Source organism: Variovorax sp. J31P207, assembly GCF_030316965.1.
In the GTDB taxonomy this organism is placed as follows: domain Bacteria; phylum Pseudomonadota; class Gammaproteobacteria; order Burkholderiales; family Burkholderiaceae_C; genus Variovorax; species Variovorax ginsengisoli_B.
Map to the genome: position 1 here is coordinate 682,331 of NZ_JASZYN010000002.1, position 23,646 is coordinate 705,976.

Below are 23,646 nucleotides of genomic sequence, written 5' to 3' on the forward strand. Positions count from 1 at the left end.
AGACCGACATGGCCAAGACTTCCGCGCATCCCACCTTCGCCTGGGACGACCCGCTTGCGCTCGACGGGCAACTCACGCACGACGAACGCGCGATCCGCGATGCGGCGCACGCCTACTGCCAGGAGCGGCTGCTGCCGCGCGTGCAGGAGGCGTTCCGCCAGGAGAAGACGGATCCCGCGATCTTTCGCGAGATGGGCGAGCTCGGCCTGCTCGGGCCGACGATTCCCGAGGCTTATGGCGGCACCGGGCTGAACTACGTCGCCTACGGCCTGATCGCGCGCGAAGTCGAGCGCGTGGACTCGGGCTACCGCTCGATGATGAGCGTGCAGTCCTCGCTGGTGATGGTCCCGATCAACGAATTCGGCAACGAGGCCACGAAGCAGAAGTACTTGCCCAAGCTCGCCTCGGGCGAATGGATCGGCTGCTTCGGGTTGACCGAACCGAACCACGGCTCGGACCCCGGCAGCATGATCACCCGGGCAAAGAAGGTGCCGGGTGGCTATAGCCTCAGCGGCAGCAAGATGTGGATCAGCAACAGCCCGATCGCCGATGTGTTCGTCGTCTGGGCCAAGGACGACGAAGGCGCGATCCGCGGCTTCGTGCTCGACAAGGGCGCCAAGGGCCTGTCGGCACCGGCCATCCACGGCAAGGTCGGGCTGCGCGCCAGCATCACCGGCGAGATCGTGATGGACGAGGTGTTCTGCCCCGAGGACAACGCCTTCCCAGAAGTGCGCGGTCTGAAGGGCCCGTTCACCTGCCTGAACAGCGCGCGCTTCGGCATTGCCTGGGGTGCCCTGGGCGCGGCCGAAGACTGCTACCAGCGCGCACGCCAGTATGTGCTGGACCGCAAGCAATTCGGCCGTCCGCTCGCGGCGAATCAGCTGATCCAGAAGAAGCTCGCCGACATGCTGACCGACATCTCGCTCGGCCTGCAGGGCTGCCTGCGTCTGGGCCGCATGAAGGACGAGGGCACGGCCGCCGTGGAGATCACCTCGATCATGAAGCGCAACAGTTGCGGCAAGGCGCTGGACATCGCCCGCGTCGCACGCGACATGCTCGGCGGCAACGGCATCAGCGACGAGTTCGGGGTGGCGCGCCACCTGGTCAACCTCGAGGTGGTCAACACCTATGAGGGCACGCACGATGTGCATGCGCTGATCCTCGGCCGTGCGATCACCGGCATCGCCGCGTTCAACTGAAGGCGTGGCCACCGCCTCGTTTCTCCCCTTTTGATGGGACTGCACATCATGCAAATCGATCCTTCCACTTCCCCCGGCGTTGTCTGGCGCCCCGACGCGACGATGGTCGAAGAGGCCAACCTGACCCGCTTCATGCGTGCGCTGGGCGTCGACAGCTTCGAGGCGCTCAACGAGCGCGCGAGCCTGGACCCGAGCTGGTTTCACGACGAGCTGATCCGCTTCCTCGACTACCGGTTCGAACGTCCGTACGAGCGGGTGCTGGACGTGAGCGAGGGGCTTCCCTTTGCTCACTGGTGCGTGGGCGGCGTGACGAACGTGGTGCTCAACTGCCTCGACCGGCGGCGCGGCACCGAGCCCTACGGACAGCCGGCGCTGGTGTGGGAAGGCGAAGACGGTGCAGTCAGCACGTGGACCTTCGCCGATCTGGACCGCGAGACCTGCCGCCTCGCCTGGGGCCTGCGCAGCCTCGGTATCGGACGCGGTGACGTCGTCGGCATGTACCTGCCCAACCTGCCGCATGCTGCCGCTGCCATGCTGGCCGTGGCGAAGATCGGCGCCATCGTGCTGCCGATGTTCTCGGGCTTCGGTGCGGACGCCATCACACAACGCCTGAACGACGGCCGGGCGGTGGCCGTCATCACCGTCGACGGCTCCGCGCGTCGTGGCAAGCCGGTCGGGGCGAAGAGCGTCGTCGATGTCGCGCTGGCGCACTGCCCGGGCGTGCGTCACGTCGTCGTCCTGCGCCATCTCGCGGCTCCGCACGACTGGACGCAGGGGCGCGATCACTGGTGGGACGAACTCACCGCAGGCGCGCCCGAGGGTGTGGCCGACGTGGCGACGGAAGCCATGCCGGCCGACGATCCCTTCCTGCTGATGTTCACCTCGGGCACCAGCGGCAAACCAAAAGGCGTCGTGCATTCGCACTGCGGCTTTCCGATCAAGACGGCGCTGGACCTTTCGATCTGCATGGACCTCAAGGCCGGGGACCGCTTCCTCTGGATGTCGGACATGGGCTGGCTCGTCGGACCGATGCTCGTGTTCGGCGGCCTGCTCGTCGGCGCCACGGTGGTGCTGGCCGAAGGCGCGCCCAACTATCCGCAACCCGACCGCCTCTGGCGGCTGGTCGAACGCCATCGCGTCACCTACCTGGGCCTGGCGCCGACGATCGCGCGCCTGTCGATGTCGCTGCCGGACGCCGCCCTGGCCGAGCGCGACCTCAGCGCGCTGCGCGTGATGATTTCCACCGGCGAGCCCTGGACGCCCGAAGCCTGGCACTGGACCTTCGAGCGCGTAGGACAGCGTCGTGTACCGCTGCTCAACTTCTCGGGTGGCACGGAGATGGGCGGCATCCTGACCGGCACCGTGATCCATCCGCTCAAGCCCTGTGCCTTTGCGGGGGCCGTGCCGGGCACCGGCGCCGACGTGGTCGACGCCAGCAATGGCGCTTCCGTCGGCGTGGGGGTCACTGGCGAGCTGGTGATGCGCACGCCCACCATCGGCCTCACACGCGGCCTGTGGCACGACCGCGAGCGCTACCTGGAAAGCTACTGGTCGCGCCTGCCGGACCTGTGGGTGCACGGCGACTTCGCAAGTCGTGACGCCGATGGCATGTGGTACGTGCACGGGCGCTCGGACGACACGCTCAAGATCGCCGGCAAACGCACCGGCCCCGCGGAAATCGAGGCGCTGCTGATGGGCACGGGACTGCTGGAGGACGCGGTCACCATCGGTGTCCCCGACCCCATCAAGGGCACGGCCGTGGTCTGCCTGTGCGTCCCACGGCCTGATACGGACCGCGACAAGGCGGTCAAGGTCCTGTCGGCCGCGGTGACGGCGGGCCTGGGCGGCGCCTTCAAGCCAGCCGACGTGGTGTTCGTTCCCGACCTGCCGCGCACCCGCAACATGAAGCTCATGCGGCGTGTCGTTCGTTCGGCCTGGCTCGGCGAAGACGCGGGGGACCTGAGCACGCTGGTCAACCCGGAAGCCGTGCAGGCGATCCGCGCTGCGCGGCGTTGACGGTCTTTGCAGGTACACCGGACCCGCCCCTGGCTCAACCGCCGGGTCGGATCGCCCGCCCGCTGTTCAAGGAGATCGACCTCTCGTGGCACCTGCCTGAGAAGCTGAAGACCCTGACCGGCGTTGCCAGCCAGCCTCGCGACCGCCGGCCTGGACGTGATGCCGCACAACGGTGCTGTCATCACGACGCTGGCCGTAGTCGGTCTGACGCACAAGCGGGCCTACAAGCCGATCTTCATGCTGGCCGTGGCGACCCCGATCCTCACCGATGCCCTTGCCATCGTCGTCGCGCATATCCCGGCGTCTGCAGGGGCGCGTGGAATTGCCAAGGGAAACCTGAACCATGGTTCCTTTTCTTGTCTCTGTGTTGCTGGCGGGGTTGCTTGCCGGTTGTGGAGGAGGGGGCGATGGGGGCGCGGGGTCTGTTGCCGTTGCCAACGTCGGTCAGTCCGTCGAAACGCCAGCCGTCGGGTCGGTGAAGGGGCAGAGCGCCAAGGCTCTCCGCAAGCCAGATGAAGACGCATCGCTGTGCACGGTCGAGATTTATGGCGACTCGATCATGGCCCTCAACGGAACCTCGGAAACCCCGGTCATGACGTTGCAGCGCATCAGGCCCAACCTGGTGTTCACCGATCATTCGGTCCAAGGCATGAGGCTGCTCGCTGGCCATGACGCTCGACTCGCTCACTACGAACTGCACGGACATTCTGGTTCCTCCGGGCTGATCGTCAACGCCAGCCGGTCGAGCATTGGCCGAGGCGGAGTAGTCGAGCAGACAACACCGCTCCGAGTCTGAGATGGAATGCATCGAGGTCGTCGGACGTCCGGTAGTCGTCCGCCTGGCTCAGGCGCCAGCCACTTGCGCGCGCGGGATCTATCGTGCAGGCTACGCGGGGCCGACGGAGCCACTAGGGGTCGCGGGTGATTTTCAGGGTTGGTGGGACCCAACCCACGCGGATTGCGATTCACCCGCTCCAGGGGCGCGAGGCTGCTGATACCGGCCTTGCCCACGCAAAGGACGCGCGAATGAACACCAGGCGGGATGCACACGGGGGCGGGTCGGCCTGCTCAGATTTTTCTGGGGCATGCAGGACCCGCATGCGGCGCGAGGCTGATGATTTGCACGTCTGCGAGGATGCCAGCGGCGGCAGGCGCAACTTCGCCATGCCGCCTCGATGCGCCGGGCGGATGGCTCGATGCCGGATTCGGGCCCCAATGCCGGCGTTCGCGCTGTTGCTCTGGGCCTTGTTTGCAGGCATGCCTGAATCGGCCGTCGCCGCAGAAGTCGCTCCTCCGGCCCCACCTGCAGCGGCAACGATCGCCGACACCATCATGCAGATCGGCAAGAGCGAGAGGATGGAGCGCGCAGCGCTTGCCCGTCTCAAGCAGTCCGAGGCATGGCGCGAACTTTCACGACGAACGACGGCGCTGGAAACCGAATTCGACAGCCTTGCGCTGGACAACGTCGCGCAAGCCGAACTCATGGAATTGCTGGGGCTCGAGCACCAGGCACGACACCTGAAGGACGATTCTTCGGCCATCGTCGACGAACTCGCGTCCATCCTTCGACGTCTCGAGCAGGATGGCAACGAGCTCGAAACGCAAGCCCGCCTGTGGCGCGAGCGCCTTGTGTTCCTGCACGATCGGCTCGTTCCCGCGCCGGTCATCGAACGTGCGCAGGAGGTCGAGGCGACGCTGCGCGGCGCCGACGACAAGCTGCGAAAGGTGCGCGACGGCACCTTGCAGGACCTCGCCCGCGCGTTGACTCTGCAACTTCGGGTCGTTGAAGCGAGTGCCCTGGTCAACGCACGGCTGGACCATGTCCGCTTGCAAAGGATGCAGGTCGAGGAATCGTCGCTCTGGCAGCTCGGTGCCGCACCCTCTCAGGTCCAGCTGGTCAGCTCGGAATTGCGCGCGAGTGGGCGTTCGCTGCGCCAGTACCTGGGACGCAACGGTACCGGTCTCGCGGGCTTGTTCTTCGGCGTCTTCGCGTTCATGTTCTGGCTCTTCACGAAGGGGGCTCTGCAGGACGCCGCTCCCGCGCAACGCGCCTACGGGCGACCTGTGGCCGCCTCCTTGCTCGTCGCGCTGATGTCGCTGTGGTGGCTGGCGCCCGATCCTCCAGCCATCTTCTACGAGATACTGCTCGCGATCGTGCCGTTCCCTGCCGCGATGATCGCTTGTCGCGCTTTCGCCGCGGCGATTCCGTTGTCGTTGTATGGCCTGGCCCTGGCCACCTCGCTTCTCTCCCTGCGCAACTCGATCGAGGCGAGCGTGATCGCCGATCGGGCCCTGCTGCTGTTGCAGGCGATCAGCATCGGCGTGCCGGTGGCTGTCGATCTGCGTCGCGGCCGGCTGCAGCATGCATTCGCAAGATGGAGTCCAGACATCGTGCGCATCGTTGCGCTGATCGCCATCGCCTTGTCGGTGACGACTGCGTGGCATGTCATCTTCGGATTTCTGGGGCCTGCGCGATCCTTGCGCGCCGGCACCGGGAGCATTCTCGGATTCAGTCTGGTGTTCGGCACGACGGCCTTGGTCCTGTATGGCGCGGTGCTCGCGATTCTCTGCACCCCCGTGCTGCGCTGGCTGCGAAGTGCGCGCACGTCGGATCCGGCCCTGCTGCGCGCGGTACGCCTGGTTCTCACCCTGGTGACCGTCATTGGTGTCGGGCTGGTGACGTTGGAGAACCTCGGTCTGGTGCCTGCACTTCGGTCCGCCATCGATTCGCTGATGGGCTCCGCACTGGAAGTGGGCACGGTGTCGATCTCCGCCAAGGCGGTTGCAGCGGCGCTCGCGATCGCCTTGGCGACGCTGGTCTTGACCATGGTGATCGGCTTCGTGCTGGATCGAGAAGTCTTTCCCAGGCTGCAGCTGAGGCCCGGTACCGGCTATGCCATCGCCACGTTCACGCACTGGGTCTTGCTGATCGCCGGTACGGCGCTTGCGCTGGCCGCGCTTGGCATCGACATGGCGAAGGTGACGCTGGTGGCCGGGGCGCTGAGTGTGGGCATCGGGTTCGGTCTGCAGAGCGTCGTCAACAACTTCGTATCCGGCCTGATTCTCATCGTCGAGCGGCCGGTCGGCGTCGGCGACCTGATCGAGATCGGCCCCTTGCTGGGGGAGATCAAGCGCATCGGCATTCGATCGTCCAGCGTGCGAACCACGCATGGGGCCGAGGTCATCGTGCCCAACTCGGACCTGGTCTCGAAAGGAGTGGTCAACTGGACGCGCTCCGATCGACGGCGGCGATACGACATCGATGTCGGCGTCCCCAGCGGTTCCGAGCCAGAGCAGGTGATGGCCCTGCTGATGGAAGCGGCAAGGGAAGTGCCGGAGATACTGACCGATCCGGCGCCGATGGCCATGTTCAAGGGCTTCAGCGACAAATCGCTCGAGTTCAAATTGCAGGTCTGGGTGGAATCCATCGAACTCGAGTTGCAGGCGCAAAACGCGTTGCGTGTGGCCGTGCTGCGCAAGCTCGAATTGGCTGGAGTCACGCCGTCGGCCGCAGCAAGAGGTTCACCTCCGCCCGGCGAACGCACCGCCGCGCCGGGCGGGACATCGGCACGGACGTGATTGAGCGCTGCATGCATATGTTCAGCACCGGATCAAGGTTGTCCTGAGCCGCATCCCTGGGCGCCGCGAATCATCCTTGGAGTCCGCGGACGTTTTGGTACTGGCACCCAGACGAATTGACGTAACGCACCCGGAATTCAACAGGGGAGTCGTTGTATGTGTAGGCAGTGCGCTCAATGCGCAGGAGCGCATCGCCGACCGCAATCTGGAGCGGCTGGGCCAGGTCTTCCCCCGCGCTGCACGCGCTCAAGTTTTCGACGACTCGCACCACGGAAACGCCGAAGCGTTCCTGATAGAAGCCGTAGATGGAGGTGCGCCGAGCGGCAAACGCGTCGGCGTCCAGATCAACAAAGCGATCGAGCGGAATCCAGATCCGATCGACCATCAAGGGTGTGTCGTCCAGGAGGCGCAGATTCTCGATCCGTGCGACCTTGGCTCCTCGCTCGAGCCGTAGTGCGCGAGCCACATCCGGGTTGGCGCGCTCCTTTTTGAAGTTCAGCAGCTGTGCTGTCAGCTTGACCGGATGGCCGGCCGCATCGACGAAGCTGAAGTACAGGTCAAAGCTGTGCTCGTCGGTGTGCTTGGCGACGGTGGTGCCTCGTCGAGCGCGTCGAATCAACAACCCCTCCGCGACCAGGTCCGCGACAGCGCGGCGGATGGTCCCGATGCCTACGTCGAACTCCAACGCAAGCTCTGGCTCCGTGGGCAGGCGGTCGCCTGGCGCCCAGTGGCCTGAGAGTAGGCGATCGACCACTCGCGCGCGCACGGATTCGTACAACGGCTGGCTGATCTTGGTTGATTCGGGCTGCATCGATTCGGGCTGATCCTGGTTGATTCGGGCATGCGTACCGGAGTCGCATCGGTCGAGAGGATAGCGCAAACCCTAATAAGTGAAATCAAATGAATCATTCGAATGATTCGATTGACATCGTCGGGGCGCGTTCGTAGACTTCCCTCAAGCGTGCCGCGGTGGTGCGCTTCCATCAGGAGAGTCTTCATGCCCAACTTCATCAAGCACATTGCCCTCAAGGTCGACGACGTCGAGAAGACGCGTGCCTTCTACGAGACCGTCTTTGGCTACAAGCACGTGAACACCGTGCGCCGCAAAGGCAAGAACGGCGATCACATCTCGCATCACCTGACCGACGGCTACATGGATCTGACACTGCTGCACTACGAGAGCTCGGACTCGGACGAGATCGACTTCGCAGGACCTGCACCCTGCATCCATCACATCGGGATGGAAGTCGAAAACCTCGAGGAGTTCATCGCCTCGATCAAGGCCAATGGCGGCGAGATCCTGACCGCGCCGGGGCATCTGCCGGTCAAGTTCCGTTCGCCAAACGGCCCCGTGGGCGAAGTCGTCCCGATGGAGCGCTGGGAGAAGAAGACGCTGGCAGCCGGCGTCCACGGCGAAGTTCTTGCCTGATACATCGCCAACTGCGATGCGCTCGTCATTCAAGGAACAGACAAATGCAGCAGCAACCCAAACAGAGGCGGGTTCGGGCCTCCATGATCGTGCTGGCCATTCTTTGCGCGATGTCGTTCGTCATGTACATCGACCGAACCAACATCGCCACCGCGGCGCTGGCCATTCGTTCTGACCTGCACCTCAGCAATTCGCAGTTGGGATTCGTCTTCTCCGCCTTCGCCGTTGTCTACGCCGTCGCGATGATCCCCGGCAGTTGGGTCGCCGACAAGATCGGCGCGCACAAGATGCTGGCGATCTGTGGCGTGCTATGGGCCACGGGAACCCTGTTGACGGGCCTCGCCGGTGGCCTCTACGGGCTGATAGTGGCCCGATTCATCGTGGGCCTCGGGGAAAGCGCGATCGTTCCAACCTCCGCAAAGGCGCTTGCGGTCTGGGTGGAACCGCAACGGCGTGGCTTTGCTCAAGGCATCACGCATTCGTTCGCCAGGCTGGGCAACGCGGCTGCGCCGCTTGTGGTTGCTGCGTTGATCGTCACCACCTCCTGGCGGGTCATGTTCGTGATCCTGGGTATCGCGAGCATCGCATGGGTCGTGCTGTGGACCTGGTACTTTCGCGACGATCCCAGAAAGCATCCGGGCATCACGCCCGAAGAGCTTGCGCTGCTGCCGACCGCTGCGTACAACGTGCGACCGCCCATGCGCTGGGCTCCGTTGCTGCGCACCCTCTGGCCGGCGACGCTGGTGAGCTTCTGCCACGGGTGGGCGCTCTGGTTCTTCCTGAACTGGATGCCGTCGTACTTTGCGCAAAACTACCAGCTCGACATCAAGCACTCCGCAATCTTCAGCTCGGCCATCTTCCTGGGCGGTGTGATCGGAACGACGTTGGGAGGCGTGCTGAGCGACATGGTGCTGCGGCGCACGAAGGATGTGCGTCGAGCCAGGCGTTCAGTGATCGTCTTCGGGTTCCTCAGCCCCGTGCTGTTTCTCGTGCCATTGCTCATGAACCCCACGCTGACCATCGCTGCAGTCTGTCTGGGCGCCGCATTCTTCCTGTCCGAACTCGTGACAGCGCCGTTGTGGGCCGTTGCGATGGACCTGGCACCCCGGCATGCGGCAACCTCGAGCGGCATCATGAACACCGGGCTGGCAATTGCCGCAACCGTTTCCGCGCCCATCGTGGGATGGGTGATCGACCACACGGGTTCCTGGCAGCTGGTCTTTGCAATGTCGATGTCCATGCTCGCCCTGGGTCCGATCGCTGCCTGGCTGATTCATCCCGATCGGCCGTATCTTGGGGAGGGTCCTGGGCCTGAAGCAAACCGTCGACCGGACGAACGGGCCGTGAACGCATCGCCCGCTCCGACATTGGCAAGCTAAGAGCGAAGCGTGCCTGGAGACGAAGACGGCTTGGTCGCATCCGACACGAACATGACAAGGACGCTCAGATCAATGTTGAAGGATTCCATCAGGGATAGAAACCCGAAGCCACCAAGCCCGGAACGCCATCCACCGTGACGGCCTTCACGTAGGCCCATTTTTGCGATGGTTGGGTCTGCCCGGGTTTCGGGAACATGTAGTCGACCCATCCCGAGCCCTTGGTTTCGGCTGTTCGGATCATTGCGTCATGGAACGGCTTTCCGTTGGCATCTTTCTGCCCCGTGACCTTGGTCCCCTCGCGGGCCGGAAAGGCAGGGTTCAACAGGACATCCGACTTCAGATCGTAGACGAACAAGTACGTGTCGCCGTGGAACCACTCAGAGTCCTTTACTCGGAACTCGGCGAACGCTGCCTTGCCTTCGCTGTCTATCAGCGCCGCGGCCTTGTTGACCAATGTCTCGATCTGCGCGGCTTTGTCGGATGTCGGCGGAGCTTGTTGGGCAGTGGCGAGGTTGGCTATGGCGAGGTTGATCAACATTGCGAAAATCACGGCTTGCTTGGACATCGATTTCTCCTACGAAAGACGCGGGCCAATGCCTCTGCCCGCTTCATGCAACGACTCGCAGAATGCATTGGACGGACGGCTCGGCACGAAGTTCACTTGTGGATCAGTCAACTGTCGAGAACACGCAACGGCAAGCGGGACTGCGCGTGATCTTCAGTCTGAGGCCCTGGCCTTGGGCCTGAAGATGTGCACGACCTCACCATGCCCGAGCATCTCCACCAGCTTGGTGATGCGCCTGGCACGCGTCTCCGGCTTGACCGCCGTCTGAACGCGCCAAAGCACAGCGTAGCGGTTGGACGCACTGATCGTTGCGAAGAAGGCCTTCGCCTTGGGGTTTGCCTCCAGCGCGGCCTGCAGGTCGTCCGGCACGCTGGACGTGCGCGCGCTGTCGTAGGCCTTGCCCCAGCGGCCGTCATGTTTCGCGGCGTCGATCTGGGCCTGCCCCGCGGGCTGGATGCGTCCGGCCTCGATCAACGCGGCGACTTTCTCCACATTGATCTTGGACCAGATGCTGCGTGCACGCCGCGGCGTGAAGCGTTGCAGGAAGTGCCGGTCGTCGAGCCCTTTCTTCTGGCCATCTATCCAGCCCCAGCAAAGCGCGATCTCGACAGCCTCGGGGTAGGTCACACTGGGCTCGCCGGCGCCCTTCTTCGCGATCTTCAACCACAGCCCGTCCGACGTGGCGTGGTGCTTTTTCAGCCACGCGTCGAAGGCCTTCGCGGACTTGAAAAGGGTCGCAGCGGTGTCGGATTTCGTGTCGGGCATGTCATCGCTTCGAGAGTTCGGTCTCGCATTTTCCGTCCGCGACCCGGACGGTCACGCGCGTGACGGAGTCCACAGCGTTCTTGGATGCCGCGTAGACGATGCCCGCGACCTTTTCGATCAGGCGTTTCGGCAGCATCGATGAAATTCGCAGCGGAACAGCTCAGGCACGACCATGAAACTGGCTACTGACAGTGCCACCCGACGCTGGCGCCCTACAAGCTTCGGCGCAAGATTGGTAACACGTCGAAACTCATCGTCGCCAGATAGCGAGGCCAGCACGTGCTCCAGCTTGCAAAATCGCCTCAGCGAAGCCCGCCAAGGCTGAGGCCAAAGGACGAATCGTGTTGCGGCTACGGCAAGAAACTGCCTCGAGTGACAACAATATGGCGCCAGATCTCGATCAGGACGACAGCAGAGCCGGCACGCTGGTTCTCGCGCTGCTGTCGCTGTTCGTGGGATGTGCCACGGGGCTCGTCTGCGCCGTATTCAGACTCCTGCTTCAAGGGGCCGATGCCCTGCGCGGCGAGTACATTGCCTGGGCGCATCAGCAGGGGCTCGCTGGCGTTCTGCTCGTCGTCGCCAGCGCCGCTGCGGCGACTGCGTTTGCCGCAGCGCTGGTGAGCAGGATTTCCCCGAATGCGGCAGGCAGCGGCATACCTGAGGTCGAGGCTGCGATCAACGGTGGCGAACCGGGCCGACCCGTGCGCACCGCCATTGTCAAGTTCGTCGGCGGAGTGCTCGCCATCGGCTCTGGCCTCGCCCTCGGTCGCGAAGGGCCCAGTGTGCAGATGGGTCACTCGATTGCGGACCTGATCGGCCGGTTGTTCCGGCGCGGTCAAGTCGACGCCCGAGTGCTGTTCGCCGCGGGCGCGGGCGCGGGACTCGCCACGGCCTTCAACGCCCCGATCGCCGGCGCTGTGTTCGTGCTGGAGGAACTGCTGCGGCGTTTCGACACGCGCACCGCAGCCGCGGCACTGGGCGCCTCGGCGGGCGCGATCGCCGTGGCGCGCGTGTTCGTGGGCGTGGAGCCGGATTTCGCCGTGCCGGCGCAAGCCTTCCCGGGCTTCGCGACGGTGCCGGTCCATGTGGCCCTCGGCGTCATTGCAGCGCTCGCGGCTGCCGCCTACACGCGCGCCGTCATGGGCGCACTGGCGATCGCCGATCAGGCTGACGGGATTCCGGTAGCGGCTCGGGCGGCGTTGATCGGCGGCGGCGTCGGCCTGCTGGGTTGGCTGACGCCCCAATGGGTCGGAGGCGGAGACTCGCTCACGCAGCAAGCGCTGCTCAACGCCGGATCCTTGTCCACCATCGGCCTGATCTTCGCATTCCGCTTCGCGTTCGGTCCCCTTTCCTATGCGGCCGGCACGCCCGGCGGCCTGTTCGCGCCGATGCTCGTCCTCGGCGCGCAGATCGGCCTCGTATTCGGTCGGCTGTACGGGCAGTGGTTTCCGGACAGCGCGTCTCCGACCGCCTACGCCGTCGTCGGCCTGGCAGCATTCTTTACCGCAGTCGTCCGTGCGCCGCTGACGGGCATCTGCCTGGCCGTGGAGATGACGGGCAGCGTCAATTTGCTGCTGCCGATGCTGGCGGCCTGCTTTGGCGCCATGGTGATGATGAACCTGCTCGGCATCCCGCCGATCTACGACCTGTTGCGCGAACGGGCCGAACGCAAACTGCGTACCGCCGGATAGAAGGCCGCCGCCGCGTAGGTGAATTCCCGACCCGGGTTGGAGCGGTCCTCGTCGAAACCGTAGGCGTTTCAGCGGCATTTCGGCGACACTTGGCCGTCGAGCATCCTGCTTGCTGCCATGGCCGACCGATCGCATTTTTCGCGACACGCCGACAAGCCGATTTCCAGATCCTGGCGATCTTGGCTCCTGCGCGTCGTGTTCTGGTTCGCAGGGCTGGCCCTGGCCGCGGCACTGGGCGTGTCGTTCGTCGTCTTGACTGCACTCGTGGTCGCCTATCCGAACCTGCCGAATGTTGCCGAGCTCCAGGACTATCGACCGAGGCTGCCGTTGCGGGTATTTTCCTCGGAGGGCATTCTGATCGGCGAATACGGCGAAGAGCGCCGCGAATTCACGCCGATCTCGACAATACCCAAGTTGATGAAAGACGCCGTGCTGGCCGCGGAAGACGCGCGCTTCTACGACCACAATGGGGTCGACTTCAAGAGCATGCTGCGCGCGGGGTACGCAAACCTGAACCGGGCGAAGAGCCAAGGTGGCTCGACCATCACGATGCAGGTGGCACGCAACGCGTACCTGACTTCCGAAAAAACCGTGACCCGCAAGGTCTACGAGGTTCTGCTCACATTCAAGCTGGAGCAACTGCTCACCAAGGATCAGATCCTCGAGATCTATCTGAATCAGGTGTTTCTCGGCAAGCGGGCGTACGGCTTCGCTGCGGCCTCGGAGGCCTATTTCGGCAAGCCGCTCCAGGACATCTCGATCGCGCAGGCTGCCATGCTGGCGGGGCTGCCCAAGGCGCCTGGCGCCAACAACCCGGTCAACAATTCCGTGCGTGCACGAGAACGCCAGCTCTATGTGATCGACCGAATGCAGGAAAACGGTTTCATCACGCCCGAGCAAGCGACGGCGGCCCGGCAAGAGAAGCTTCGGCTGCGCGATCCCCCCGGCCCCGCGCTTCTGCGCGCTGAATATGTAGCCGAAACCGTGCGCCAGTTGATCTACGCACAGTATGGCGATGCCACCTACACCCGCGGACTCAAGGTCTACACCTCGATTTCTGCGGTCGACCAGTCGGCCGCCTACAAGGCGCTGCGCGACGGAATCGTGGGCTACGAGCGAACCCAGGTCTACCGTGGACCGGAAGCGTTCGTGGATCTGCCCGACGATCCGGGCAAGCGCGCAGGCGCGATCGACGACGCGCTGGCAGAGCACCCCGATTACGGCGACCTGATTGCCGCGGTGGTGCTCAAGGCCAGTGCCAAGGAGGTGACGGCCGTGCGTGCGAACGGCGAGACCTTCCACATCGTCGGCGACGGGCTGCGTCCCGTGCAGTCGGGATTGGCGGACAAGGCGCCACGCAACACCATGATCCGTCGAGGGTCGGTGGTTCGCCTCGCGAAGACGCCGAAGGATACGTGGGGATTGACCCAGCTGCCCGAGGTCGAAGGAGCGTTCGTTGCGATGGATCCGCGCGACGGCGCCATCAAGGCAATGGTGGGCGGCTTCGATTTCAACAAGAACAAGTTCAATCATGTCACGCAAGCGTGGCGTCAGCCGGGCTCGAGTTTCAAGCCGTTCATCTATTCGGCAGCGCTTGAAAAAGGCTTCACGCCGGCCACCGTGGTCAACGATGGCCCGCTCTACTTCGACGCGGCCACCACAGGCGGCCAGCCATGGGCGCCGAAGAACTATGGGGGGACCTTCTCCGGACCGATGCCGCTTCGAACCGCACTCATGAAGTCCGTCAACATGGTCACGCTGCGCGTCACGCAATCGATCGGCATCCGCTACGCGCAGGACTGGATCACCAATTTCGGCTTCGACCGCGAGAAGCATCCCGCCTACCTGCCCATGGCGCTGGGCGCCGGTGCGGTCACGCCGATGCAGATGGCAACCGCCTACTCGGTGTTTGCCAATGGCGGCTATCGCGTCAGTCCTTACCTGATCACTCGCATCACCGACCACAAGGACAAGGTACTGGTCGCGCCCCAGCCGCCGCAGCTCAATGAATCGATGCGCGCCATTCCGCGGCGCAACGCCTTCATCATGGACACGCTGCTGCAGAGTGTCGTCAAGGGCGGTACCGGCGCGAAGGCCTATCAGGCGTTCAAGCGCGACGATCTCTATGGCAAGACGGGAACCACCAACGACTCGATCGACACCTGGTTCGCGGGCTTCCAGCCGACGATGACCGCCATCGCGTGGATGGGGTACGACACGCCGCGCAGCCTGGGAGACAAGGAGACGGGCAGCAGCCTGAGCCTGCCGATCTGGATCAGCTTCATGGAGACCGCGATCCAGGGTGTGCCCGTGACCGAACTGCAGCCGCCCGACGGCGTGGTCCATGTCGGCGGCGAGTGGTACTACGAAGACTTTGCACCGGGCAGTGGGCTCGCCAACCCGTGGGGCGTGTCCGCACCCGTGCCCGTCGAGGTGGCCCCGCCAACGAGGCCGGAGCCGCCGTCGGACGAGCGCAGCCGGATCATGGACTTGTTCCGCAACTAGGGCACAGCTCCGCCCTGGGGTCGTAAGACGTCACACACAGTTACATGCGGGCCAATCCAGCAGGCTCACCGAGGGAGGTTGAACTTGCAGGGCGGTTTTCGATCTTTCATGCGCGCTCAAAATCGGCGCCTGATCCGCGACAATGTCGGTTCTGTCCCTGAAGCCCATGCAATTCAACACTTTCTCCCTCCTTCCGGTCGTCATCGCCATTGCCGCGGGCGTCCTGGTCCCCCATTCCGAGTCCTTCGCGGCCTCCCACGCCGTCAAGCAAGCAACTCCCAAGAAATCCAAGGCCGAGACGCCTGCCCAGGCGCCGGTCGCCGGAGACACCGCCGTGGCCGGCGGCGCGCCGTCGATCCCCGCCAAGGCATGGCTGCTGATGGATTTCGACTCCGGCGAGGTGCTCGCCTCGGCCAACCCTGACGAACCGCTGCCGCCGGCGTCGCTGACCAAGATGATGACCAGCTTCCTGGTCGAACAGGCGCTTCGCTCGGGCAAGCTCAAGAAGGACGACCTCGTCTCTGTCAGCCAGACCGCCTGGTGCCGTGGCTCGAGCACCGAATCGTGCATGTACCTGCCGCTCAACAGCCAGGCCACCGTGATCGACATCCTGCGCGGCATCATCGTGCAGTCGGGCAACGACGCATCCAAGGCGATCGCCGAGCACATGGCCGGCTCCGAAGAGGGTTTCGCCAAGCTCATGAATGCCGAAGCCAAGCGCCTCGGCATGACGAACACCAATTTCGTGAACGCGACAGGCCTGCCCGACCCGGCCCACAAGGCGTCGGCGCGCGACCTCGCGATCCTGGCGCGCGCGATCATCCGCGACAGCTCCGACTACTACCCGATCTACGCCGAGCGCGAGTTCAAGTACAACGGCATCAAGCAGGGCAACCGCAATGCCCTGCTCTACACCGACCCGACGGTGGACGGACTGAAGACCGGCCACACCCAGGAAGCCGGCTACTGCCTGGTCACTTCGTCCAAGCGCAACGGGATGCGGCTGATCACGGTGATCCTCAACACCAACAGCGCACAGGCGCGCGCCGACGAAACGCGCACGCTGCTCGGGTGGGGCTACAGCAACTTCGAGAAGGCCACGCCCATCCAGCCCAACGCGGTCGTAGCGACGCCCAAGGTCAGCTTCGGCAAGGCCGACACGGTTGCCGCGGGCCTGGGGGCGCCATGGACGGTCACGGTGCCGCGGGGCCAGCAGGTGAGCACCTCCGTGCAGGTCAAGCCGGACCTGGAGGCCCCGGTGGCCAAGGGCGCGGTGATCGGCAAGGTGGTTGCGGCGTCGAACGGCAAGCCGGTCGGAGAAACGCCGCTGATCGCTCAGGCCGACGTGGAGCGCGCAGGCTTCATGCTGCGCTCGTGGCAGCGGGTGGCCAAGTTGTTCGGCAAGTAAGGCACGGGGGGCGGCGCTGCCGTCTTCAGCCCGTCTGCAGCACGCCGCGGCGCACCTGGTCGCGTTCGATCGACTGGAAGAGGGCCTTGAAGTTGCCTGCGTCGAGGGTAGGGGTCGTGTATGCCTGCCTACCTTACAAAGCCCGCTTCGCTTTGCGGCTTCGGTACAGCGCCGCGTGTTCGAGCGTGTATTCGTGCAACGGGCCGAGCCGGGCATCTGCGATGGCGAATTGCTCGCGAGGCTTGATATACGCATGCGTTCGAATTCTTCGACCATCACACAGCGACTCCACCTCGAGCATCACGCGTCGATACCCGTCCGCCTCCGTCGTCCGCTCCAGTTCGTCCATCGTGGCCAATGCAGCCTCGTCCACAGCGAACACTTGGCCGACAACTCGGTCGCCCTCACCCTGGGCATCGACGAGCCAGGGCGAAAAACGTTCGCCCACCAGGTACAGCGGGTAGCGCCCGACCGTCATGAAATCTCCCGCCACCCGCGAGCCCCTGTTGGTCGCGAAGTTGGGAAAGCCTTCCTTCAGGGTTCCGAAAACGAAGACAAGTTGAGACATGGAGCTTCGATGCCAGTCTTCGCCGTCACGCGCTTTTCCGAACCGGGCCCGGATCTCTCAACACCGCTTCTCCTGTCCGGGGATTTGTCAGCGTGACATTCTCGAGCGCCTTGATCCGCCACTCGCCAGCCTGCCGCGTCAGCACGGCAAGGATCAGCGTGTCGACAGCGTGTGGCCCCGCCGGATGCGCCGCACCGGCCGTGAGGCGACTCCAGAAATGCACGACGGCCGCGTCGTCACTGATCACGACCACGTCGATCAATTCGTTCTCCAGCGTGGAATCGCTGTAGATGGTCGCGTGGATGGGTGCATGCAGGTCGACGATCTCCTCGACGCCGTGCACGTAGTGCCCGAACCGGTTCACGAATGTCGCATCCTCATGGAACAGTGTTCCGAGCGAAGCCATGTCGTGCCTGTTCCAGGCGTCTTGAAACGCATGGGGTGCGTCTTCGGGTCGGTTCATTGGATGCGGATGGGCGAGGTCCTCGACAGGCCAGGCGCATGCCAGTAGCGCGAAGTGTTGCGGGGGTCCGAGCGAGCCAACGGGCGTGTCCTTTCGCATCGACGGTACGAGGCGCCAGCGGACAGATGGTAGCGCAGGCGACTACCCTGCCGCGGGCTGCTGGATCCTGAGTTGAAGGTTCACTGCTCGACAAAGCAGTTCAGGCGCGCCAAGGTCGCGTCGACCCAGGAGCGATCGAAGGTGCCGGCCTCGATGTCCGCGATCATCCTTGCTTCGATCTCCTGCTTCTTGTTCGCAGCCGCAAGCAGTGCGGAAACGTCTTCGAAGGGCACGCACAGAAAGCCGTCGTCGTCTCCGATGACGAGATCGCCCGGCTCGATCACCATGCCGTCGATGGAGATCGCGACATTGATCTCTCCGGGTCCATCCTTGTACGGGCCACGGTGCGTGACGCCGGCAGCGAACACCGGAAAGCTCCCTTGGCGGATCTCGGCTGCATCCCGAATCGCGCCGTTCAACACCATGCCGCCCAAGCCTTGTCTTGCGGCATCGCCGATCATGATTTCTCCGACCAGCGCATTGGTCAGGTCACCGCCGCCATCCACCACGATGACATCGCCGGGCTTTGCCATCTGGAGGGCCTTGTGGATCATCAGGTTGTCGCCGGGGCGCGCCTTGATCGTCAAAGCGGGGCCGGCCATGCGCCCGCCCGAGTGCATTGGACGAAGACGCGGGCCCCCTGCCGTCATGCGCGACATGCAGTCGCTGACATTGGCGACGGGAACGTCCAGGAATCGACGTGCCAGGTCGAGCGCGACGGCGCGCCGGCGTTTGAGAATGCGAAGTCCGTTGTTCATGTCGGTGTCCTGTTCGAAGGGGGTTGATGTTCAGTCGAGCTTGATGTCCGCTTCGCGGACGACGGGCGCGAGTCGGGCCCGCTCGGAGGCATAGAGGTCGGTCAACGATCGAGGGCTCCCGCCCAGGAGTTCGGCGCCGGTCGCAAGGATCTTCTGCCTCACGTCCGGCTGCTTGAGCAGTTCGTTGATCTCGGCATTCCACTTGTCGACGATCGCCTTCGGCGTACCCGCGGGCGCCATCACACCCCAGACGCTGGCCAACTCGACGCCGCGAATGCCGGACTCGGTATAGGTGGGAACCTCAGGCAGAACGGGCGAGCGCTTGGCGGTCGTCACGCCGAGGGCGCGGACCTTGCCACCCTGGATCTGGCTCAGCAGCGTCGGGATCGAACCGATGTACATGTCGACCTGGCCGCCGATGAGGTCCGGCACGGCCTGGGCCATGCCCTTGTACGGGACATGCGTGAACTTGACGCCCGACGCGTTCTGCCAGAGTTGCGTGATCAGGTGGGCAATCGTGCCGGTGCCCGGCGTTGCCACGGTGAGTGCGCCGGGCTTGGCCTTGGCTGCGGCCACGACATCGGCGAGCGTCCTGTAGGGTGAATCCCCGCGGACCACGATGACGGCAGGACCGCTGGCCACCGACGAAACTGCCTCCAGGTCCTTGACTGGGTCGTAGCTCAGCTTGCCGTAGAGCAGGGGGTTCAGCACGACGTTGTCCGTCTGCGCCATGACGAAGGTGTAGCCATCGGGCCTGGACTTCGCGACGTTGTCCAGTGCAAGGTTGCCGCCGGCGCCTGGCTTGTTGTCGACCGTGATCGTCCAGTGGAGCTTGTTCGCCAGCGACGTGGTCAGCAGTCGGGCAAGGTTGTCCGTGCCGCCGCCTGCCGGAAACGGAACCACCATCCGGATGGGGCGTTCCGGGTAGGTCTGGGCAACGGCATTGGCAACGCCAGCGCAGAGCAGGATGGCAGCAGAAATTCGCACGAGACCGCGCATGGATTTGTCTCCTTGAAGAAAAGTTCGGATGAATCGTTGGCCCCTGTACCGGGGCCGGGCCTCAGCGAGCGGAAGCCAGCAGCCAGTCGAGCGACTGCTCGACGCTGGGTTCTGGCACCGGCAGCGGATGCGTCTCGAGCGCCTGGACAGTCTTCTTGAAGCGGGCCTCGACGCCCGGCAGAACGATCGACGTCAGCCCTTGCGAGGTCAGCTCCGCCTGCGCGTCATGGACCTCGTGCGCCCGTCGTTTCGCGTGAATGACATGGGTCCGGACCAGCATGTCCATCAAGGCTCGAACGGGCGTGCGATCCATGTCGCTCAGCTGCTCATAGAGCTTCTCGCGCACACCCTGCCTCTCGGCGCTCATGAGCAATTCGACAGTGAGCGCCTCGACGCCTTTCGTGTAGATGCTGCGCAGGATCTTCAGCGCGATGGCGTCGCCCGCCTTCCCATCGGCGATGACCTGGACACGTGCGCCGGCGATTTCCAGGATTTCCTTCAGCTGGCTGGCGCCCTCGCCCGAAGCAAGCAGCGGCGTGCGGACCAGGCCCAGCGATATGGCACCCATGATGGCTGTGTCGACATACCGGATGCCGGTTTCCGCGGCGCGCTTGCCGCCCTCGCGTTTGACCTCCGGGCTGGCCGTCGTCAGGTCGGCAAGCAGGGCGCCATTCGCCAGATGCGGGAGGACTTGGTCGAGCACCTGAAGGGACGTCGTTCCCGTCACGCACGAGAGCACCAGCTGCGCCTCTGCCAGCCAGGCCCCTGCCTGCGCGTGAATGCGCAGGCCCGCCTTTGCGGCAAGCTCCTTTGCCGCCGCAGAAGGATGCATCTCGCACAGGTTCAGTGTGTAGCCAGCTCGATGCAATGGGGCCGCGTAGCAGCGTCCGACTTCGCCCAATCCGATGATCGCAATGTTCACGCTTTGCTCCTGAAGAGCCCAGAGAGTACAAAATAAATACAAAGATGGCAATAGACCCAAGGGTAAGCACTGAGGCTACCTTTGAAATGGTCGATGTCGTGGGAGCCTCGGAGTACAAACAGAGTACGGAGTTGTTCTCGATTTGTACGTCATCGCCGGGGCGAGCCGACGCGAACTCATACAATTCCGCGAACGAATGCACACGGCAACATATGCAGCACGGCAGAGACAAGGCCTATGAGATTCTTCGACAGCGTGTCGTGGGAGGGCACTACGCCCCGGGAGCCCAGCTGAAGGAGGAGCCGCTTGCCCGCGAACTCGGGTTGAGCCGCACGCCTGTGCGCACGGCCCTTCGCAGGCTGGTGGACGATGGGCTGGCAACCGATTCGGCGGGCCAAGGCATTCGGGTAGCCGAATGGAGCGACTGGGATGTCGAAGAGACCTTCCAGCTTCGGATGCTGCTGGAGCCCTACGCGTCATTCCTCGCCGCGACGCGCGGCGGGGCGGCGCTGGTCGAACGCCTGGAGGCGAGCAATCGCAGGATGGCCGAGGGCATTGCCAAGGGTGAGGATGGCATCGCGGAAGTGCAGGAGGCCAATCGCGACTTCCATCATGCATTGCTCGACGCTTCCGGATCTCCGCGGCTGCGCACGATCCTCGAAACGATGATCGACATGCCGATCATCAAGCGCTCGTTCTATATCGCGACGCCGCACGAACTCGAACAAAGCCTCAACCATCATCGTGACCTGACCTATGCAGCGAGCGCGGCCGATGGCGAGATGGCGCGACAGGTCATGCAACTGCATCTGCGAATGTCTCACCGCCGATTCATGCAGCACCGCAGCGAATACAGGCAAGACGCTTCGGAGCCAGGCGGAAGGAAGTCTTCGCTGGCTGGATGAACGGCCCCCGGCCGGTGATGCTTGTGGTCGAGCCGGCGCGGCTCAAGACCCTGGGCCGGTCGTTCTTGTAGCAAGCTTTGCGTCATGCGATAGTTGCTGCATGAACGACAGGCGCCGAATTTGAATCCGAGTTCTCCCGGGGAGATGCCGTCGACGCTTGCGCAACGGCAGCTGACGTTCAGCGAAGCCCTCGTCTACTGGCTCAAGCTCGGCTTCATCAGCTTCGGAGGGCCGGCCGGGCAGATCGCCATCATGCACGAGGACCTGGTCGAGCGCAGGCGCTGGATTTCCGAGAGCCGCTTCCTGCATGCGCTGAACTACTGCATGCTCCTGCCCGGACCCGAGGCGCAGCAACTCGCCACCTACATCGGCTGGCTGATGCATCGCACATGGGGCGGCATCGTCGCGGGCGTGCTCTTCGTGCTGCCGTCGTTGCTGATCCTCATCGGCCTGTCGTGGGTCTACATGGCGTACGGCAACGTGCCGGCCATTGCCGGGGTGTTCCATGGCATCAAGCCCGCCGTGACAGCGCTGGTGGTCCACGCAGCCTGCCGGGTCGGCGCCCGGACCCTGAAGAACGCCTGGCTGTGGGCCATCGCGGTGGCCGCCTTCCTGGCGATCTTCGCGCTGCAACTGCCGTTTCCGCTCATCGTGCTGGCCGCGGGTGTCATCGGCTACCTGGGTGGACGCTTCGCGCCTGCCAGCTTCGCCGGCGGGGCTGGCCATGCCAAGGCGACACAGTCCGCGGGTCCCGCGCTGATCGATGACCATACGCCGACGCCCGAGCACGCGGTGTTCAGCTGGCGGCGCTTCGGCCGCGTGCTGGCGGTCTGCCTTGCGCTCTGGCTCGCTGCCATCGGCACGTCGATGGCTCTCTATGGATGGGATGCCGTCCTGACGCAGATGGCTTGGTTCTTCACCAAGGCGGCCCTCATGACCTTCGGCGGTGCGTATGCCGTGCTGCCCTATGTGTTCCAGGGCGCGGTCGGGCACTACCAGTGGCTGACCGCATCGCAGATGATCGACGGCCTGGCGCTCGGCGAAACCACGCCGGGCCCCCTCATCATGGTGGTGTCCTTCGTCGGCTTCGTGGGTGGCTGGACGAAGGCCATCTTCGGCGCCGATGCGCTGTTCCTTTCAGGCGCGGTGGCAGCCACCGTGGTGACCTTCTTCACCTTCCTGCCTTCGTTCTTCTTCATCCTGCTCGGCGCTCCCTTCATCGAGTCCACGCACGGAAATCTCAAGTTCACGGCGCCGCTCACCGGCATCACGGCCGCGGTGGTGGGTGTCATCGCCAATCTCGCGGTCTTCTTCGCCTACCACGTGCTCTGGCCACAGGGGTTCACAGGCCGCTTCGAATGGGCCTCGGCCCTCATTGGCGTCGCCGCCGCCGTGGCCCTGTTTCGATTCAAGGTTGGCGTCATTCCCGTGGTGGTGGGATCAGGCCTGGCGGGGTTGGCACTGACAGCCCTCGCTTGAATCCGCCGGCCCCGGCGGCAGCGCGGAGAGAGAGTCATGGCGAGTCCATCCTACCTTCACCTGGGGGAAGCGCTCACTCGCGTGGCGGCACGAGGTTCCTAGCCTCAGGCTAAACGAGAACCAATCAATGACCGCTCCATGACCGCCGCCCGCAGCATCTTCCTGGTCGAAGACAACAGCACCATCCGGCAGCATCTGATTCCTGCCCTCGAGGATCTCTCGTCAGCGAAGGTGATGGCCACCGCGGAGACCGAGGACGAGGCGATAGGCTGGCTCGCCCGGCACAAGGGCCAGTGGGATCTGGCGGTTGTCGACCTGTTCCTGCGGCAAGGCAACGGTCTTGCGGTCGTGAACTGGTGCAATGGGCGCGAGCCGCACCAGCGGGTGGTCGTGCTCACGAACTATGCGCGACAGGATGCCCGGCAAAGGTGCCTCGACGCAGGGGCCGATCGCGTCTTCGACAAATCCATCGAACTGGATGAGTTCTTCGAGTTCTGCGCGACCGACCTCGGCGCTTGATCCGCCGGCCTCATTCCAGGCCCCGAACGTCCTCGTGATCCTCGACCCAGCGCATCGCCTGCTGCTCTGCGTGGCGAAGGGCCTCGCTCTCGGTCGCATAGGCCTCCGTGTCCCGCGGCAATTCGGTCTGCCGACCCGGCGCCGGACCGACACAAAAGACGACGGGCAGGAAGGTCCCGTTCGCCCGCGCCTGCGCCCCGCAAAGGAAAGACCTTCCTCGATATGCGAATGCCTGGTAGGGGTGAAGAGTGTTGGTGTTCATGCGAGCCTCACTGAATTGGCCGCTCATCTTCCGGAATCGAAGAACTCGGCGATGGCATGCTGACCTCCTTGCCAGACGATGCGCCCGTTCTCCCTCCGGTGATGTAGGAGAACGCCGCTGCATGCCCCTGTAGCCG

The 23,646-nt window shown here is 64.4% G+C and carries 22 protein-coding genes; 12 read left to right on the top strand and 10 right to left on the bottom strand.

The window, feature by feature from the left end; translation table 11 throughout:
• The first annotated feature begins 8 nt into the window (after window positions 1-8).
• From QTI68_RS08845 to QTI68_RS08860, 4 genes are all read left to right on the top strand, one after another.
• Window positions 9-1,199 (top strand): acyl-CoA dehydrogenase, encoded by a 1,191-nt coding sequence (locus QTI68_RS08845; RefSeq protein ID WP_286521014.1) that lies wholly within the window; start codon window positions 9-11, stop codon window positions 1,197-1,199.
• Window positions 1,200-1,247: 48 nt separating this feature from the next.
• Window positions 1,248-3,215 (top strand): AMP-binding protein, encoded by a 1,968-nt coding sequence (locus tag QTI68_RS08850; RefSeq protein WP_286521015.1) that lies wholly within the window; start codon window positions 1,248-1,250, stop codon window positions 3,213-3,215.
• A gap of 343 nt (window positions 3,216-3,558) precedes the next feature.
• Window positions 3,559-4,011 (top strand): hypothetical protein, encoded by a 453-nt coding sequence (locus QTI68_RS08855; protein WP_286521016.1) that lies wholly within the window; start codon window positions 3,559-3,561, stop codon window positions 4,009-4,011.
• Between the two features lie 419 nt (window positions 4,012-4,430).
• Window positions 4,431-6,794 (top strand): mechanosensitive ion channel domain-containing protein, encoded by a 2,364-nt coding sequence (locus QTI68_RS08860; RefSeq protein WP_286521017.1) that lies wholly within the window; start codon window positions 4,431-4,433, stop codon window positions 6,792-6,794.
• Window positions 6,795-6,864: 70 nt separating this feature from the next.
• On the opposite strand, the gene QTI68_RS08865 is transcribed toward QTI68_RS08860, so the two are convergent.
• On the bottom strand, window positions 6,865-7,605 hold the full coding sequence (locus QTI68_RS08865) for a GntR family transcriptional regulator (protein WP_286521018.1): 741 nt from the start codon (window positions 7,603-7,605) through the stop codon (window positions 6,865-6,867).
• Between the two features lie 186 nt (window positions 7,606-7,791).
• Here QTI68_RS08865 and QTI68_RS08870 point away from each other — a divergent pair, with 186 nt between their 5' ends.
• Entirely contained in the window at window positions 7,792-8,223 is a 432-nt protein-coding gene (locus tag QTI68_RS08870; protein ID WP_286521019.1) for a VOC family protein, read from the top strand.
• A 44-nt stretch (window positions 8,224-8,267) separates the two neighbouring features.
• Window positions 8,268-9,602, top strand: a complete 1,335-nt coding sequence (locus tag QTI68_RS08875; protein WP_286521020.1) for an MFS transporter — start codon at window positions 8,268-8,270, stop codon at window positions 9,600-9,602.
• Window positions 9,603-9,690: 88 nt separating this feature from the next.
• Here the strand turns inward: QTI68_RS08875 and QTI68_RS08880 are convergent, their stop codons facing one another.
• The 3 genes from QTI68_RS08880 to QTI68_RS08890 all read right to left on the bottom strand — a co-directional run bounded on the left by QTI68_RS08880 (window position 9,691) and on the right by QTI68_RS08890 (window position 11,068).
• Entirely contained in the window at window positions 9,691-10,167 is a 477-nt protein-coding gene (locus QTI68_RS08880) for a cache domain-containing protein (protein WP_286521021.1), read from the bottom strand.
• A gap of 153 nt (window positions 10,168-10,320) precedes the next feature.
• A complete protein-coding gene (locus QTI68_RS08885; protein ID WP_286521023.1) occupies window positions 10,321-10,932 on the bottom strand; it encodes a YdeI/OmpD-associated family protein in 612 nt (203 codons plus the stop codon).
• Between the two features lies 1 nt (window position 10,933).
• Complete coding sequence (locus QTI68_RS08890) at window positions 10,934-11,068, bottom strand: hypothetical protein (protein ID WP_286521025.1); 135 nt, start codon at window positions 11,066-11,068, stop codon at window positions 10,934-10,936.
• 247 nt (window positions 11,069-11,315) lie between these two features.
• Between QTI68_RS08890 and QTI68_RS08895 the strand changes: the two genes are divergently transcribed.
• From QTI68_RS08895 to QTI68_RS08905, 3 genes are all read left to right on the top strand, one after another.
• Window positions 11,316-12,623 (top strand): ClC family H(+)/Cl(-) exchange transporter, encoded by a 1,308-nt coding sequence (locus QTI68_RS08895; RefSeq protein WP_286521026.1) that lies wholly within the window; start codon window positions 11,316-11,318, stop codon window positions 12,621-12,623.
• Between the two features lie 117 nt (window positions 12,624-12,740).
• Window positions 12,741-15,128: a penicillin-binding protein 1A gene (locus tag QTI68_RS08900; RefSeq protein ID WP_286521027.1), complete on the top strand. Its 2,388-nt coding sequence runs from the start codon at window positions 12,741-12,743 to the stop codon at window positions 15,126-15,128.
• A gap of 166 nt (window positions 15,129-15,294) precedes the next feature.
• On the top strand, window positions 15,295-16,536 hold the full coding sequence (locus tag QTI68_RS08905) for a D-alanyl-D-alanine carboxypeptidase family protein (RefSeq protein WP_286521028.1): 1,242 nt from the start codon (window positions 15,295-15,297) through the stop codon (window positions 16,534-16,536).
• A gap of 133 nt (window positions 16,537-16,669) precedes the next feature.
• Here QTI68_RS08905 and QTI68_RS08910 read toward each other — a convergent pair whose 3' ends face one another.
• The 5 genes from QTI68_RS08910 to QTI68_RS08930 form a co-directional block, all read right to left on the bottom strand.
• Window positions 16,670-17,104: a gamma-glutamylcyclotransferase family protein gene (locus tag QTI68_RS08910; RefSeq protein WP_286521029.1), complete on the bottom strand. Its 435-nt coding sequence runs from the start codon at window positions 17,102-17,104 to the stop codon at window positions 16,670-16,672.
• A 25-nt stretch (window positions 17,105-17,129) separates the two neighbouring features.
• The gene (locus tag QTI68_RS08915; protein ID WP_286521030.1) at window positions 17,130-17,567 is read right to left on the bottom strand and encodes a YybH family protein; all 438 of its coding nucleotides are present in this window, start codon (window positions 17,565-17,567) and stop codon (window positions 17,130-17,132) included.
• Between the two features lie 179 nt (window positions 17,568-17,746).
• Window positions 17,747-18,424 carry an RraA family protein gene (locus QTI68_RS08920; protein ID WP_286521032.1) on the bottom strand — a complete coding sequence of 226 codons (678 nt, stop codon included), beginning with the start codon at window positions 18,422-18,424 and terminating at the stop codon, window positions 17,747-17,749.
• 30 nt (window positions 18,425-18,454) lie between these two features.
• Window positions 18,455-19,423 carry a Bug family tripartite tricarboxylate transporter substrate binding protein gene (locus tag QTI68_RS08925; RefSeq protein ID WP_286521033.1) on the bottom strand — a complete coding sequence of 323 codons (969 nt, stop codon included), beginning with the start codon at window positions 19,421-19,423 and terminating at the stop codon, window positions 18,455-18,457.
• Window positions 19,424-19,484: 61 nt separating this feature from the next.
• Complete coding sequence (locus QTI68_RS08930) at window positions 19,485-20,345, bottom strand: NAD(P)-dependent oxidoreductase (protein WP_286521034.1); 861 nt, start codon at window positions 20,343-20,345, stop codon at window positions 19,485-19,487.
• Window positions 20,346-20,557: 212 nt separating this feature from the next.
• On the opposite strand from QTI68_RS08930, the gene QTI68_RS08935 reads away from it, so the two are divergent.
• From QTI68_RS08935 to QTI68_RS08945, 3 genes are all read left to right on the top strand, one after another.
• Window positions 20,558-21,250 (top strand): GntR family transcriptional regulator, encoded by a 693-nt coding sequence (locus tag QTI68_RS08935; protein WP_286521555.1) that lies wholly within the window; start codon window positions 20,558-20,560, stop codon window positions 21,248-21,250.
• Window positions 21,251-21,394: 144 nt separating this feature from the next.
• Window positions 21,395-22,729, top strand: coding sequence for a chromate efflux transporter (chrA, locus tag QTI68_RS08940; protein WP_286521036.1), 1,335 nt, complete (start codon window positions 21,395-21,397; stop codon window positions 22,727-22,729).
• A 138-nt stretch (window positions 22,730-22,867) separates the two neighbouring features.
• Entirely contained in the window at window positions 22,868-23,248 is a 381-nt protein-coding gene (locus QTI68_RS08945) for a response regulator (RefSeq protein ID WP_286521038.1), read from the top strand.
• A 10-nt stretch (window positions 23,249-23,258) separates the two neighbouring features.
• Here the strand turns inward: QTI68_RS08945 and QTI68_RS08950 are convergent, their stop codons facing one another.
• Window positions 23,259-23,510, bottom strand: a complete 252-nt coding sequence (locus QTI68_RS08950; RefSeq protein ID WP_286521039.1) for a hypothetical protein — start codon at window positions 23,508-23,510, stop codon at window positions 23,259-23,261.
• Window positions 23,511-23,646 lie beyond the last annotated feature (136 nt).

Excerpts from the sequence above, each read along its gene's own strand:
- QTI68_RS08845 (WP_286521014.1), top strand. The coding sequence starts at position 9 with ATGGCCAAGACTTCCGCGCATCCCACCTTCGCCTGGGACGACCCGCTT.
- QTI68_RS08850 (WP_286521015.1), top strand. The coding sequence starts at position 1,248 with ATGCAAATCGATCCTTCCACTTCCCCCGGCGTTGTCTGGCGCCCCGAC.
- QTI68_RS08855 (WP_286521016.1), top strand. The coding sequence starts at position 3,559 with ATGGTTCCTTTTCTTGTCTCTGTGTTGCTGGCGGGGTTGCTTGCCGGT.
- QTI68_RS08860 (WP_286521017.1), top strand. The coding sequence starts at position 4,431 with ATGCCGGCGTTCGCGCTGTTGCTCTGGGCCTTGTTTGCAGGCATGCCT.
- QTI68_RS08865 (WP_286521018.1), bottom strand. The coding sequence starts at position 7,605 with ATGCAGCCCGAATCAACCAAGATCAGCCAGCCGTTGTACGAATCCGTG.
- QTI68_RS08870 (WP_286521019.1), top strand. The coding sequence starts at position 7,792 with ATGCCCAACTTCATCAAGCACATTGCCCTCAAGGTCGACGACGTCGAG.
- QTI68_RS08875 (WP_286521020.1), top strand. The coding sequence starts at position 8,268 with ATGCAGCAGCAACCCAAACAGAGGCGGGTTCGGGCCTCCATGATCGTG.
- QTI68_RS08880 (WP_286521021.1), bottom strand. The coding sequence starts at position 10,167 with ATGTCCAAGCAAGCCGTGATTTTCGCAATGTTGATCAACCTCGCCATA.
- QTI68_RS08885 (WP_286521023.1), bottom strand. The coding sequence starts at position 10,932 with ATGCCCGACACGAAATCCGACACCGCTGCGACCCTTTTCAAGTCCGCG.
- QTI68_RS08890 (WP_286521025.1), bottom strand. The coding sequence starts at position 11,068 with ATGCTGCCGAAACGCCTGATCGAAAAGGTCGCGGGCATCGTCTACGCG.
- QTI68_RS08895 (WP_286521026.1), top strand. The coding sequence starts at position 11,316 with ATGGCGCCAGATCTCGATCAGGACGACAGCAGAGCCGGCACGCTGGTT.
- QTI68_RS08900 (WP_286521027.1), top strand. The coding sequence starts at position 12,741 with ATGGCCGACCGATCGCATTTTTCGCGACACGCCGACAAGCCGATTTCC.
- QTI68_RS08905 (WP_286521028.1), top strand. The coding sequence starts at position 15,295 with ATGCAATTCAACACTTTCTCCCTCCTTCCGGTCGTCATCGCCATTGCC.
- QTI68_RS08910 (WP_286521029.1), bottom strand. The coding sequence starts at position 17,104 with ATGTCTCAACTTGTCTTCGTTTTCGGAACCCTGAAGGAAGGCTTTCCC.
- QTI68_RS08915 (WP_286521030.1), bottom strand. The coding sequence starts at position 17,567 with ATGAACCGACCCGAAGACGCACCCCATGCGTTTCAAGACGCCTGGAAC.
- QTI68_RS08920 (WP_286521032.1), bottom strand. The coding sequence starts at position 18,424 with ATGAACAACGGACTTCGCATTCTCAAACGCCGGCGCGCCGTCGCGCTC.
- QTI68_RS08925 (WP_286521033.1), bottom strand. The coding sequence starts at position 19,423 with ATGCGCGGTCTCGTGCGAATTTCTGCTGCCATCCTGCTCTGCGCTGGC.
- QTI68_RS08935 (WP_286521555.1), top strand. The coding sequence starts at position 20,558 with ATGCAGCACGGCAGAGACAAGGCCTATGAGATTCTTCGACAGCGTGTC.
- chrA (WP_286521036.1), top strand. The coding sequence starts at position 21,395 with ATGCCGTCGACGCTTGCGCAACGGCAGCTGACGTTCAGCGAAGCCCTC.
- QTI68_RS08945 (WP_286521038.1), top strand. The coding sequence starts at position 22,868 with ATGACCGCCGCCCGCAGCATCTTCCTGGTCGAAGACAACAGCACCATC.
- QTI68_RS08950 (WP_286521039.1), bottom strand. The coding sequence starts at position 23,510 with ATGAACACCAACACTCTTCACCCCTACCAGGCATTCGCATATCGAGGA.